11 protein-coding genes are annotated in these 14153 nt (G+C 48.6%); 9 read left to right on the plus strand and 2 right to left on the minus strand.

Features of this window, described 5'->3' with window-relative positions:
* Positions 1–66 precede the first annotated feature (66 nt).
* The 6 genes from NO559_RS08015 to NO559_RS08040 all read left to right on the plus strand — a co-directional run bounded on the left by NO559_RS08015 (position 67) and on the right by NO559_RS08040 (position 7392).
* Positions 67–834 (plus strand): DsbC family protein, encoded by a 768-nt coding sequence (locus tag NO559_RS08015; protein WP_258331291.1) that lies wholly within the window; start codon positions 67–69, stop codon positions 832–834.
* A 45-nt stretch (positions 835–879) separates the two neighbouring features.
* Entirely contained in the window at positions 880–1755 is an 876-nt protein-coding gene (locus tag NO559_RS08020; protein WP_258331292.1) for a DsbC family protein, read from the plus strand.
* Positions 1756–1917: 162 nt separating this feature from the next.
* Positions 1918–3228, plus strand: coding sequence for a homoserine dehydrogenase (locus NO559_RS08025; protein ID WP_258331293.1), 1311 nt, complete (start codon positions 1918–1920; stop codon positions 3226–3228).
* A 46-nt stretch (positions 3229–3274) separates the two neighbouring features.
* Positions 3275–4672 (plus strand): threonine synthase, encoded by a 1398-nt coding sequence (gene thrC, locus NO559_RS08030; RefSeq protein ID WP_258331294.1) that lies wholly within the window; start codon positions 3275–3277, stop codon positions 4670–4672.
* Between the two features lie 140 nt (positions 4673–4812).
* Positions 4813–6555, plus strand: a complete 1743-nt coding sequence (gene recJ, locus NO559_RS08035; RefSeq protein ID WP_258331295.1) for a single-stranded-DNA-specific exonuclease RecJ — start codon at positions 4813–4815, stop codon at positions 6553–6555.
* Between the two features lie 132 nt (positions 6556–6687).
* The gene (locus NO559_RS08040) at positions 6688–7392 is read left to right on the plus strand and encodes an OmpA family protein (protein ID WP_258331296.1); all 705 of its coding nucleotides are present in this window, start codon (positions 6688–6690) and stop codon (positions 7390–7392) included.
* A 472-nt stretch (positions 7393–7864) separates the two neighbouring features.
* On the opposite strand, the gene NO559_RS08045 is transcribed toward NO559_RS08040, so the two are convergent.
* Together NO559_RS08045 and pdsR are read right to left on the minus strand one after the other, a co-directional pair.
* Complete coding sequence (locus NO559_RS08045) at positions 7865–9952, minus strand: ATP-binding protein (RefSeq protein ID WP_258331297.1); 2088 nt, start codon at positions 9950–9952, stop codon at positions 7865–7867.
* A 6-nt stretch (positions 9953–9958) separates the two neighbouring features.
* The gene (pdsR, locus tag NO559_RS08050) at positions 9959–10651 is read right to left on the minus strand and encodes a proteobacterial dedicated sortase system response regulator (protein WP_258331298.1); all 693 of its coding nucleotides are present in this window, start codon (positions 10649–10651) and stop codon (positions 9959–9961) included.
* Positions 10652–10846: 195 nt separating this feature from the next.
* On the opposite strand from pdsR, the gene NO559_RS08055 reads away from it, so the two are divergent.
* The 3 genes from NO559_RS08055 to NO559_RS08065 are packed head-to-tail and all read left to right on the plus strand — an operon-like array spanning position 10847 to position 14079.
* Positions 10847–13090, plus strand: a complete 2244-nt coding sequence (locus tag NO559_RS08055) for a marine proteobacterial sortase target protein (RefSeq protein ID WP_258331299.1) — start codon at positions 10847–10849, stop codon at positions 13088–13090.
* Positions 13087–13647: a class GN sortase gene (locus tag NO559_RS08060; protein ID WP_258331300.1), complete on the plus strand. Its 561-nt coding sequence runs from the start codon at positions 13087–13089 to the stop codon at positions 13645–13647. Before NO559_RS08055 ends, NO559_RS08060 begins: the two co-directional genes overlap by 4 nt.
* Positions 13648–13665: 18 nt before the next feature.
* Positions 13666–14079 carry a hypothetical protein gene (locus NO559_RS08065; protein ID WP_258331301.1) on the plus strand — a complete coding sequence of 138 codons (414 nt, stop codon included), beginning with the start codon at positions 13666–13668 and terminating at the stop codon, positions 14077–14079.
* The last annotated feature ends 74 nt before the right edge of the window (positions 14080–14153 follow it).

Consider the following 14153-nt stretch of genomic DNA (forward strand, 5'->3'; position numbering starts at 1 on the left):
CAGCGCTGAACTTCTGCATGCTGCAGGGCTCCAAGCAGCACTACAAATAAATTAAGGTTTAGAGTAATGATGTATAAGTTTACAGGTTTTAGACGTACGTTAATGGCGGCAAGCTTATTGCTGGCGTCTGGGGCCTATGCTGCTGAGGGCGCTACTGATGAAAAGGTCTCGGTAGAAGTGGCCAATAATATTAGCCGTGCCTTTAAAATGGTGAGGCCCGATTGGCAGCTGCAGTCGGTAACAACTTCGCGTATGCCCGGCTTATATAAAGTACAAATCTTAAATGGGCCCTTATTATATTCGTCTGCCAGTGGTTTGCAGTTTGTGGCCGGTGACTTGTTTGAGATTACTCCCAAGGGCTTTGTTAATATCTCCGAGTATGAGCGTTCTGGTGATAGAGCCAAGCTCATGGCAGACGTGGCTCGCAAGGATATGATTATCTTTTCCCCCGCTGGCGAAACTAAAGATTATGTTACCGTATTTACCGATATAGATTGTGGCTATTGCCGCAAGCTGCATGCTGAAGTCCCCAAGCTTAATGAAATGGGTATAGAGGTGCGCTATATGGCCTACCCCAGGGCAGGTATAGGCTCAAAGTCCTATAATAAAATTGTCACCGCATGGTGTGCAGATGACCCTAATAAAGCCTTAACCAGCTTAAAACAGGGCAAAACCATGTCTCTTAATATGTGCAAAGACAACCCCGTGGCCAAACAGTTTTTATTGGGCCAAGAGATAGGGGTGAGCGGTACCCCCGCTATTATTACCTCTAGTGGCCAGTTACTGCCGGGCTATATGCCAGCCGATAAGTTGGCGCAGGCTATAGAGCTTTAAAACAGCTACTCAATAAAACCATTGAATAAATTTTTTAGGTTGATTATGAATAACTTTGCGGCCGCTGGGCTATTTTGCTTATTGTTTTTTTCTACACTGGCAAAGGCCGAGCAGGGCTTAGTGAGTAATCAGGCTGTAGCGCAAACTATGGCTCAATCTGTGACGCAGCATGTCAGCATGGCCGAGCAGGCAGTACGCCAGCAAATGGCGGCTAATTTTCCTCTTAAAGAAGTGCGCTCAGTAACGCCTATAGCTGATGGCCGGCTTTACCAAGTAGAGTTTGCCAGTGGTTTGTTGCTATATGCTCTACCTAGCGCTGAGTATTTTTTAGCGGGCAACTTATACCAAAGCACGGCTACAGGGGTGTTAGACCTTAGCCAGCAATTAAAGCGGCAGCAGCGCGCTCAGCTATTGGCTCAGTTACAGCCTAATGAATATTTAGCACTTAGCCCTGAGCTGCCTGCGCAGGCGGTGATTTACGTGGTGGTGGATGTGGATTGCTACTACTGCCAGTTTCAGCACCAAGAGTCGCCCTTATTGGTGGCGCAGGGTATAGAAGTGCGCTACCTATCCTTAAACCGGCAGCGCCCGGGCTCTTCGGCTTACCACAAGGTGCGCCGCACTTGGTGTACCGACCAGCCGCAGCAAGCGCTGGATATGCTAATGCAGGGCCGTTCCTTGGCAGAAAAGCACTGTACTGCGGGCTTAATGGATAAGCATATCGCCCTGGCAAAGCAGTTGGGGGTAGAGCGCTTACCGGCAGTGCTAACCGCTGATGGCCGTTTAATCTCGGGGCTGTTGCGGGTGCCGCAGATTTTCAATTTATTGGGTATTACCCCCACTCCAGAGGCTGAGACTAGCACCGCCTCCTCCTTAGAGGTCGCGCCTATAGCGGCCGAGCCAACTAGCTCCGCTTTGTAAAAATAGCCAGCCATGGGCTAGGGCCGAGTATGAATAATACTCAATTGCTGCTATGTGGTGCTTTTTTAGCTCACGATAGCAGTATTGGCCCCTAAAATAGGTGCATACCCGTACCAGCTCTACTACAATTGCGGCTTTATTTTTGTCAACGAGGATAGTGGTTTGAACCCGGTAAAAGTAGGACTCTGTGGCTTAGGCACCGTAGGTGCGGGAACTCTTAAAGTATTAGCGCGTAACGCTGCTGAAATTTCAGCGCGCTCAGGTTGCGATATACAAATCACCCACATAGGTCAGCGTCGTGAAAACCCCGACATTGATACCGGTACGATTACCATTAGCCGCGATATTTTTGATGTTGCCGCCGACCCCGAAATTGATATTTTAGTTGAGCTGATAGGCGGCACTACTGTAGCCAAAGAGCTAGTGCTAACCGCTATTGCCAATGGCAAGCACATAGTTACCGCCAACAAAGCGCTAATCGCCGAGCACGGCAACGAAATTTTTGCCGCTGCTAACGCCAAGGGCGTCAATGTGGCCTTTGAAGCTGCTGTAGCCGGTGGTATCCCCATTATTAAAGCCATACGCGAAGGTTTGTCTGCTAATAAAATTGAGTGGCTGGCGGGCATCATCAACGGTACCGGTAACTTTATTCTGACCGAAATGCGCGACAAAGGCCGCGACTTTGCCGATGTGTTAGCCCAGGCTCAGGCGCTAGGCTATGCCGAAGCAGACCCCACTTTTGACGTAGAGGGCATAGATGCCGCGCACAAATTAGTCATCTTAGCTTCACTGGCTTTTGGCATACCGCTACAGTTTGATAAGGCCTTTACTGAAGGCATTAGCAAAATTACCACCGAAGATATGGGCTATGCCGAAGAGCTGGGCTACCGCATTAAACACCTAGGTGTAGCGCGCAAAACCGAGCAGGGCGTAGAGATGCGGGTGCACCCCACACTCATACCCAAGAAGCGTTTAATTGCCAATGTTAACGGCGTAATGAATGCCGTGCTGGTAAAAGGTGACGCGGTAGGCCCCACCCTATATTACGGTGCTGGTGCGGGCAGCGAGCCCACGGCCTCCTCGGTTATTGCCGACATAGTCGATGTGGCGCGTACTTTAACTGCCGACCCCGAGCACAAGGTGCCTTACCTAAGCTACCAACAGGGCGAATTAAGCAATGCCCCGGTACTGCCCATAGAAGAAACCGTTAGCGCCCATTACCTGCGCATGACCGTGGATGATAAACCTGGCGTAATGAATGAAATCTCCAAGATTTTTGCCGCAGCCGGTATTAGCATAGAGGCCATCATCCAAAAAGAGCAGGAAGAAGAGGACGAGACTACCGTACCTTTAATACTGGTCACTAACCGCGTGATAGAAAAGCAACTTAACCGGGTGGTAGCAGAGATAGAAAGCCTGGATTTTGTTTACGCCCCAGTCACCCGTATACGCGTAGAATCATTAGCCGGTTAATCCGCGTCGATTAACCGCCTTTAAAAGAGTTTAAGAAGACAGCACTATGAAATATATCAGCACCCGTGGCCAAGCACCGGCACTGAATTTTGAAGAAGTATTATTAACCGGCCTGGCCCCCGATGGTGGCCTGTATGTGCCCGAGCAATTACCGCAGTTTTCCCTAGATGAAATCGCCGGCTGGGCCACACTTAGCTATACCGATTTAGCGTTTAAAATTGTGCAGCCCTTTGTGGGCGGTTGCATACCCGATGCCGATTTAAAAGCCATCATCGACGACACCTATGTAGATTTTCGCCACCCTGCGGTTGCGCCTTTAGTGCAGCTGGATAAAAACGAATGGGTATTGGAATTATTCCAAGGCCCCACCTTGGCTTTTAAAGATTTTGCCCTACAAATGCTGGGCCGCTTGCTGGACTATGTATTAGAGCGCAAGCAGCAAAAAGTTGTGATTATGGGGGCTACTTCCGGTGATACCGGTTCAGCGGCCATACAGGGCTGTAAGCGTTGCAGCAATATCGATATTTTTATCTTGCATCCACATCAGCGAGTTTCCGATGTGCAGCGCAAGCAAATGACTACCGTTACCGAAGGCAATATTCACAATATTGCGGTAGAGGGTAACTTTGACGATTGCCAAAGCATGGTTAAAGCCAGCTTTAACGATAAGCGCTTTTTACCTGCCGATAGACAACTGGTTGCGGTTAACTCCATCAACTGGGCGCGCATCATGGCGCAAATCGTTTACTATTTTTACGCGGCACTGGCCTTGGGTGGCCCGCACCGCAAAGTGGCTTTCTCTGTGCCCACCGGTAATTTTGGCGATATTTACGCCGGTTACCTGGCATCAAAAATGGGCTTGCCTATAGATCAGTTAGTGGTAGCCACTAATAAAAACGATATATTGCACCGCTGTATTTCTAATAACGATTTTTCTAAGCAGCAATTAGAGCACACCTTGTCGCCCTCTATGGATATCGTTATCTCTAGCAACTTCGAGCGCATGTTGTTTGATTGTTATGATAGAGACGGCGCGGCCATTAAAGATTTAATGGAGCGCTTCCAAACCGAAGATGTAAAAATCACCGATGCGGCTTTTGCTAATGTGCGTGATTTGTTCGATAGCCATGCAGTAGACGATGAGCAAACCGTTAAAACGATTGCCGAAGTCTATGAAGCGTCTGAATACTTATTAGACCCGCATTCAGCTATAGGGGTAGAGGCAGCCCGCGCCGCCAGACGCAATAGCGATGTGCCCATGGTGACTTTAGCCACAGCGCACCCCGCTAAGTTTCCAGAGGCAGTGATGAAAGCAGGCTACCCGCATGAGCCAGCCTTGCCGCATCATATGGCCGACCTGTTTGAGTTACCCGAGCGCTGCACGGTGTTACCTAATGACTTGGCGCAAGTGCATAAGTTTGTGGTGGACAACATCACCGCTTAATCATTAAAGGCCGGTCTTACCGGCCTTTTTTAATTACGGTATATAGTGCTTAGTGCTTGTCATACCGGCGAACGCCGGTATCCACGGTCAGATTATTAATACGCCTTGCTGAAATTAATCGAATAATTATTAGGTGGCTTATGCCCATAATAAAACAACGCCAATACGATTTATCAGATACCCAATTCACCGAAGCAACACCGGCTCTGCTGCAGCAAATCTATGCCGCCAGAGGGGTGTTGAGTGATCAAGATGCTCAGCATGAGCTGAAAGATTTACTGCCGCCGCAGTTAATGAAAGGTTGGTCGCAGGCCGCTGCCATAATTGCAGACCATATAGTGCAGCAAAAACATATTTTAATCGTTGGTGATTTCGATTGCGATGGTGCGACCAGCAGTGCGGTGGCGGTGAGTGCATTGGCTGATATGGGGGCTAAGTTTGTAGACTTCTTAGTGCCCAACCGCTTTGAATATGGTTATGGCTTAACTCCTGAAATTGTGCAGGTGGCCAAGCAAAAAAATCCCGATTTAATTATTACCGTCGATAACGGTATCTCCAGTATTGATGGCGTGGCCACGGCCAATCAACTGGGCATACAGGTGGTTGTGACTGATCACCATTTGGCTGGCCAGCACTTGCCTGAGGCGGCGGCTATAGTTAACCCCAACCAACCTGGCTGCGATTTCCCCAGTAAAAACCTGGCGGGGGTCGGGGTGATTTTTTATGTAATGTCGGGGGTGCGGGCGCAGTTGCGCGAGCGCAATTGGTTTGCGACAAATAATATTGTCGAGCCCAATATGGCCGAGTATTTAGATTTAGTGGCCCTAGGCACAGTGGCCGACGTAGTGCCGCTGGATAAAAATAATCGCATCTTAGTCGCGCAGGGTATAGGCCGCATACGCAGTGGCCGAGTGCGCCCCGGCATAAAAGCTTTATTAGAAGTCGCCAATAGAAGCCTGCACCGTTTAGTGGCCGCAGACTTTGGTTTTGCCATAGGGCCACGCTTAAATGCGGCTGGTCGCTTAGATGATATGAGCATAGGCATACAGTGTTTGTTGGCAGCTAACGAGTACAGCGCCCGCGAGCTGGCCCAGCAAATGGATGAGTTAAATCACGATAGGCGTGCCATAGAGTCGGGTATGCAGCAAGAGGCCATGCGCAGCCTGGCAAAAATTAGTTTAGATGATAGCGATATGCCTTATGGCCTGTGTTTGTATCAAGCGGATTGGCATCAAGGGGTGATAGGCATATTAGCCTCGCGCATAAAAGATCATTACCATCGCCCCGTAATCGTTTTTGCCGATGCCGAAGATGATGGTGGCCCGCAGCAAATTAAAGGCTCGGCGCGCTCTATTGTAGGCCTGCATATACGCGATGCGCTAGATGCGGTAGCGGCCAAACACCCGCATTTGCTCAGCAAGTTTGGCGGCCATAGCATGGCCGCAGGCATGAGTTTATATAAAGAGCATTACCCCGATTTTGCCCGCGCCTTTGATGCCGAGGTAAGGCGACAACTTAGCGAGGATGATTTGCAGGCGGTATTGCTGACCGACGGCGAATTAAGCCCACAGGACTTTCAGCTAGAGCTGGCGCAGCAATTGCGCGATGCAGGCCCTTGGGGGCAGCATTTCCCCGAACCTTTATTTGAAGGCGAATTATATTTAGTGCAGCAACGCATAGTGGGCGAAAAACATTTAAAACTGGTACTTTCTACCGAGCCGCAAGGCGGCCAGCTTATTGATGCCATTGCCTTTAATATTGATATCAAGGCTTGGCCTAACAACGCCGCCAAAAAAGCTAAGTTGGTTTATAAGTTGGATGTAAACGAATTTAGAGGTAATCAAAGTTTACAGCTTATGGTGGATTATATAGAGGCGCTTTAATAAGTTTAAAAGCGCCAGCCATAATTCATCATAATTGCGCTTTACAATTTCATTTTTCATCCACGGCTTAGCCTTATTAAAGGTGTTTAATTAACTCGAACTTAACGCACACACCTGTACGAGGAACGAGTTATGAAAAAAGCCCTAGTATTATCAACTATTATTGCCGCCACTTCCGTTAACCTAGCCCATGCCGATGATGACAGGCATGTGGCCCGTAAAGCCGGCGTGTTTTTTGGCTCGGCGGTAGCCGGTGCCATGTTGGCAGGCCCCATAGGTATGGTGGTAGGCGCCGCCAGCGGTGTTTGGTTGGATGACAAAGTAGAGCAGGCCGACAACTTAGAGCAAGATTTACAACAGTCGGCACTAGCTTTGCAAAACAGCCGCAATAATATCAACCGCTTGCAATCACAATTGGCCGCCGCCGAAGATCACAGCCAGCGCTACGCGCAGTTAATTTTAGAGCAGCTGCAATTAGAATTATTATTTAAAACGGGTGGCAGCGAATTAAGCGCGGCGGGCAAGCATCGCTTAGCGATGTTGGCGGATTTTATGGCAAAAAATCCAGAGTTAAATTTACGCTTGGATGGCTATGCCGACCCCAGCGGTGATCAACAATTTAATCTGGCTTTATCGGAGCAACGAGTGAACGCCGTAGCCGAGCAGTTAAAATTAGCAGGCCTAGCTGAGCAGCGCATAACAACTTATAGCCACGGCGCCAGTCAATCACAGGCGCAACCAGGTGATTATCAAGGCTATGCCATGGAGCGGGTAGTGCGCATACAGCTCAACCGGGGGGAGGAGTTGGGTGCAATGGCAGAGGTAAGTTTGCACTAGTTAATGGTATAAATTAATGTCCTGCTTTATGCTGGGCTATTTCGGGTAGCAATAATGCAATGCTGATGTGGACGCCTATGAAAATGTTCATGGTAAAACTTGCTACGAAGCACTTGTGATTCCTTTGGTAGTCGCCGAGCAACGGAAAAAAATAATGGCGCGCAGCAGCGAGGACTGTTTGAACACAAAAACGATTGATTATCGTTTTTGTGTGAGTTCCGCAGCGGCCATTAGTTTTTGATTCAAATACGCGAAGGCGTATTTTCACCCTTCGGGCGCCATGATAAAACTGGCGTCCAAATTCCGTCCTAGACGAAATTTGTGAGTAGCACAGGGTATCGGCGTAGCCGACGACGGACTAGGGTGCACTTTTCTTGGTTACTTCTTTTGTGCACGCAAAAGAAGTAACTTGCCCAGCAGGGCGAAATAGAAACGGTGAAATTTATCTTGCTGTAGGCTAGGGCGGGATTATTTAGGCTGATGCTGGCTGCAGTAGAGATAATGGCAAGCTGAGCGTAAATATAACCCCACTATTATCATCGCGATTTTGGCCGCTGATTTTGCCCTGATGAAATTGGGCAATGAGATACGCTATATGCAATCCTAAGCCTAAGTGAGTACCGTCTTGTTTGTCGTCACGCAGTGATACCATATTGTCGAATAACTGGCCGCGCATTTTTTCTGGTAGTAGTGGGCCATCGTTACTCAGGCTAATAGAAATTGCCTGTTTATGTTGTTGTGCTACAAAAATTATCTGGCCGCCCTCAGGGCAAAAACTGGCGGCGTTATCCATAAGCTTATCCAACAATTGCACTAATAGATCCGGTGAAACATGCAGTATGCAGCCGGCGGCTAATGTGTTGTGTAGTGTTATAGTTTTGCTGGGGTAGCAATCTTGGTAAGCCTGGCTAAGGCTGCTAAGCAAAGCGTTAATATCTACGTCTTCCATTTCGGCATGACTAATACTTTCTTCTACGCGGCTGGCTTCACTCATAGCGGTTAAAATCTTGCCCAGCCGTAGCGCACCTTGTTTGGCACGCTGTTGATAAGTGGCGCTTTGTGCAGGCAAATCTTGGTTGCCTAAATTATCCAATGAGCTGTGTATGATGGCTAAGGGCGTGCGCAACTCATGGGAAAGTTTACGCGATAGAGTTTGCAGGTAGTCGGTGTAATCTTTAATGCGTGCCAATAGCTGGCCATAGTTGCGGCTAAGTTCGCCGATTTCATCTTGGCTATTACTGTGGGGGAACTCACCCAGCCATTGCCCTTGTTCATTAATAACTGATTGGGTGGCGCGGCTAAGCCTGCGTATACGCCATGAGAGTAAGCTGGCATAAGCTAATAATCCCAGCCCCACTATACTCATCACCCCTAGGCTTTTGCTTAGCAAACGTTTAAAGGCGCTGTCGGTAAGCGCGGCCATTTGCTCGCTGCTTTGTTCGGCCACCAAGCTGGCGATTATCTGTGTGCCAGTTTCGGTGTTTAGTAGTATGGGGGCAGCGCTGGCAATTATACGATGGTTGCTGCGGTTTCCGTCTTGGTAGTGCTGGCTGCTTAGCTGTTGTTGTAAGGCTTGCTGTATTTCATGACGCTGCAAAGCCACTTGCTCATCGGGGTATGTACGCAGTTGCTGGTTTTGATTTTGCAGTAGTGCCCGGTAGAGTTTTTTAAGTAGCCAATGTGAATCATCATTGCTAGGGCTGTTAAAGCTGCCTTGCTGTGCAAGTAACCAGCCGCGGCGGTCATACACTTTTAGGCGTAGGCCGGGCTGTTTAAAAATAGCCAGTTGTTGAGCCAGGTCTGGGGTTTGATAAATAAATGCTGGGGGGTGATTAAAACTAGAGGCAAAAGGTCCGTAGCTATCCGTGCTGTTATTACTGTAGTTTTGATCAATAATTTGAAAGGATAATTTGCCAGCAGTTAATGCCATAGGGATGGCTATTTCCACATTATAGCCCTGTTCACTGTCTTGCCAGTGGGCGCGTATGCGTGATTCACGGAAAGTACCTTTGGCGGTGTTATAGCGCGCAGTCACATAGCCGGGGGCCGAGGTAGTAAAAATATAGGCTTGGGTATGTTCTTTATCGCGGCTACTGCCAGTATTAACAATAATTCTATCGCCGTCGTTAGTGAGTGAACGTGAAGGGTTGTTGTAACGCAGCTCGGCGTCTTGCACTTCGAAAAATAAATACAGTTGATCTTGGTAAATAGCACTGCGGTAGCGGGTGCTTTGTTGCGGCTTGTTGGGGTTATGGACGACCAGTGCTGCTATGTCCTGCCAGCCTTCGGGGTAGCCGTCTATTTCTAGTGGGCTGTTGAGTGCATGAAAATATAAAGGCCTATCTTGTTGTTCGCCGGCGGCAGAGTCTTTCGCTAAAAAAGGTAGTAGTTGTTCCGCCCGCTGTGATAGCACGGCAGCGATGGCCTTGCTGCTGGCCATTAATGTTTGGTCTTGGTTTTGCCTTAGCAGGCCATCCATCTCTTGCAGGTACTGGCAGCCAGCCCAAGGCATGGCTAAAAGCAATAAGCTGATACACAATAGTTGTTTGTTTAAGCTCATCGTTTTTTAATTCGCCTTCCAGCGGTAGCCCATACCATAAACGGTTTCTATGGCCGCAAACTGTGGGTCTACCGCTAAAAACTTTTTGCGCAGTCTTTTTATATGGGTGGTGATGGTATTGTCATCCAGTACTACATTCGCTGCGTCCATAAGTTGCTGCCTGTTTTTTACATGGCCGGGCTTTTTAGCTAATACATAAATAATCCAAAATTCGGTGACGGTGAGATCTACCGCTTGCTCTTGCCACAAGGTGGTCATGCGTTCTTTATTAACGGTCAGTGGGCCTTGCTGAATAATGTCTTCCTGTGCAGCTGGATTTTTTAACGCGTCAACACGGCGAAACAGGGCGATAATACGCACCATCATTTGGGCCTGACTAATATCTTTGGTGAGGTAATCATCAGCGCCTAGGCGTAGGCCGGAAATTACATCAAACTCGCTTTCTCTGGCGGTTAAAAAAACAATGGGAAGTTCGGCTGAACGCTGGCGCAGTTCACGGCATAAATCAAAACCACCTTCTATTTCATCACCTAGCCCCACATCAATAATTGCCAAGTCGGGCAGGGCCTGAGCAAAAGCCGCTAACGCGGCGGCGCGATTATTATAAATACTAACCTGGTAGCCTTGTTGCACTAAGGCATCGCGGTAATTTTCGGCTATGGCCAGTTCGTCCTCAACAATGGCTATGTGTCGGGGCATAGGGCTTCCTGTATTTGTTGTTAGGGCTGGGGTTATTGTTGCTGTGCGCCATTGTAATGCAGTGCTTAGGCAAAATAACGGCTTTGCCATAATTCATCACAATTGCTCACCACATTGCCATATCGTATACCGCGAATTGCCTGACTTACTTGATTAACTGTGCATTACCCATCACAGACTATCAATAGGCAAGCTATGTTCAAGTTTAAATCTGCCAACAAGCGCATTGTGTTAGAGGATTATTCCTATGATTACCCGTACAGCTACCGCCGTAAAAAGTCCTCGTTCAAGCGGTTGCTGTGTTTAACGCTAGTCACCTTATTGCTGAGTGGCATCGCTTGGTATTCGGTGCAAGCCGATACCGCAGATGACGCTAGGCACTCATCAGCATTATCGCGGATTAATGAGGTGCAGGCCGGGCAGCTACTCTTACAAAGCGATTTGGAGCAGCGTTATCAAACTGCAGAACTTAAAAATAGCAAAGTGCATTTTAGTATTAATGGCATGCTGGCTAATGTGGCCTTAGAGCAATCTTTTAATAATAGTAGTGGCGATTGGGTAGAAGGGGTATACGTGTTTCCGCTGCCGGATACTGCGGCGGTATATAGTATGCGCATAAAAATTGGCGATAGAGTGATAGTGGGCAGTATTAAAGAAAAACAGGCCGCTAAAAAAATCTATTTAGCTGCCAAGCAGGCCGGCAAAAAAGCCGGTTTAGTCGAGCAGCAGCGGCCCAATTTATTTACCGCTAAAGTCGCTAATATCCCTCCAGATACGACGGTGCAGCTATTGTTGCAATATACCCAAACGGTGAATTATCAGCAGGGTAAATTTAGCCTGCGCTTTCCCATGACTATCACCCCTAGATTTTTACCCGGTTTACCACTGCGTGCCGCTAGCAGTGAAAGCGCGCAATTACAGCGTGAGGTAGCGCTAGCCAATCAGGCGCTCACCCTAGAGAGCGGCTTAGGTTGGGGATTTAATACTGATGTAGTCAGTGATGGTGCTCTAATTACGCCCTGGTTAAACCCTAAAGCTAGCGATGCTGGCCAGCTAATTAACCCCATCAGCATTAGTGCAGATATAGATATGGGGATGCCGTTAAAGGAAATAGCCAGTGCCTATCACGATATCACCGTCAGCAAGCAACAGGGCCGTTATCAATTGCAGCTTAGCGCTGGGCAGGTGTCAATGGCGCAAGACTTTGAGCTTAGTTGGCAAGCACTGCCCGGCCAGCAACCGCAGGCTGCGCTATTTGTGGAAACGATAGAGGGTGAGCATGAGCAAGCGCAGGATTACGCGCTGTTAATGCTAATGCCCAGCCAGCAACAAGCGGCAGCGGCCAATATTGCTAGGGAGGTGATTTATATATTGGATACCTCCGGGTCTATGGCGGGGGTATCTATACGCCAAGCGCGCGCGAGTTTAATTATGGCGCTAAGTCGTTTGCGGCCACAGGATTACTTCAATGTCATCGAATTCAACAGCCAGGCATACCCCATGCATAGGCAGGCAGTAGCTGCTAGCGCCAACAATGTGCAACTCGCCATAAAGCAGGTGCAAAACATGGAGGCCAGAGGTGGCACAAATATGCAGCCTGCTTTGCAGATGGCCTTACAGCAAAGTGACGATCAGCGAGGTGTGCGACAAGTTGTTTTTATTACCGATGGCGCGGTGGGTAATGAGGCCGATTTGTTTAAAACCATACACAAGCATTTGGCTGCTAGTCGTTTATTCACCGTGGGCATAGGCTCGGCACCCAATAGTTATTTTATGCGCAAGGCGGCGCAATTTGGCCGTGGCAGTTTTACCCATATAGGCAGCGTTAATGAAGTGCAGCCAAAAATGGCGGCGCTATTTCAACAGCTAGAAAATCCAGTGTTAACCGGTATTACTATCACCTGGCCCAAGGCTGTGGTCGTTGAGCAATACCCAGAGAAGATTCCCGATTTATATCAGGGCCAGCCGCTACTAATTAAAGTAGCAGCTAAACAGTTACAAGGAGAGCTGCTAGTGCAAGGCTATAACGGTGGTGAGCTTTGGCAGCAGTCATTGATACTTAAACATAAAGCTCAGCATAGCGGTGTGGCCAAATTGTGGGCGCGAGAAAAAATCGCTCAGTTATTAGATGAGGTCATTAGTGGCCGCGATGAGGCGGCGGTTAAGCCTGAAGTGGTCGCAGTCGCAGTGGCTCATCAATTGCTAAGTCCCTACACCAGCTTTGTGGCGGTAGAGGATGTGGCCAGCCGCCCCAGCCCACAGGGCTTAGTGCCCATGGCCGTGCTTAACGCTAGACCTAAGGGGCAGGCTGGGCAGAGTTTTGCCTATCCCAATACGGCAACTCGCAGCCAGCAAAGTTTTTACTTGGGTTTGTTGCTATTACTGTTGGCCGCCGTGGTTTATGGGCTTAGCTTAAAGCGGCGCGAGCAGCGTTTATGAGCCGGCGCAGCTTAGTTGCAGGGGTATTATTACTGCTCGCTTTATTGCTGCTGTTAGACAGTTTATGGATAAAGGCCAAAGCCCATTTGGCACAAGGTTTAATTCGTCATGCTTGGCAGCAAAGTTTAAGCAGTGGTGAACCGGTCAAGCCATGGCCTTGGGCCGATACTTGGCCGGTGGGCCGATTACAGCTGCCCAGCCTAAATGTGGATTTAACAATATTACACGGCGCGCAAGGCAATGCTCTGGCTTTTGGCCCGGGTCATGTCTTGGCCAGTGCTGATTTAAACAGTGGTGGCACTACTGTGTTGGCGGGCCACAGGGATACGCACTTTGCTTTTATGCAGCACTTAAAAAAAGGCGATGAGTTGCTGCTTAGTAATCGTCAGGGCAAGCAGCAGTCCTATGAGGTTAGCGAACTGGCGATAGTAAATAGCCAGCAGCAATCTTTAGCATTAGCGGCAAGCTCCGCTTTGGTACTGGTGACTTGCTATCCCTTTAACAGCCTTAGTCACGGTGGCCCCTTGCGCTATGTGTTGACGGCAACGGCTATTTAATAATTAAAGAGAAGCATTATGAGCAAAGCAATAACAGGGCATATAGACTTATATAAAGCGCTATCACCTGAGCAGTTGGCCCTATTAATACGCTCTAACTGGCGCAGATTTAGCCCCGATATACCACAGCAAAAAAACTTTTATCCTAAGCTCAATCGTGGCTATGCTGAAGCTATAGCGCGGCAGTGGCATGCGGTGGAATACAGCGCTGGCTTTGTTGTGCGCTTTAGGCTGCCAGCTGACTTTATCAAAGGGTTTGAGCTACAAACAGTAGGTTACGATGAGCATTTAGAATATAAAGTGCCGATTGCAGCTTTAGAGCGGCTTAACCATGCCATTATCGGCTCGGTAGAGCTGCTCTCAGCGTTTACCAGCGACGATAATTTACTGTGGCAGCGGCTGGCAAACAGGGCTTGGCTAGGCTTTCATTAACCCACTGTTTTAATCAGGTTTAGCCAACCCCAAAGGGGTATTGGTTAATAAGCTGGCGCTTGTTACTTTGTAAC

Origin of the sequence: Dasania sp. GY-MA-18 (genome assembly GCF_024734385.1) — a bacterium.
Classification (GTDB): domain Bacteria; phylum Pseudomonadota; class Gammaproteobacteria; order Pseudomonadales; family Dasaniaceae; genus Dasania; species Dasania phycosphaerae.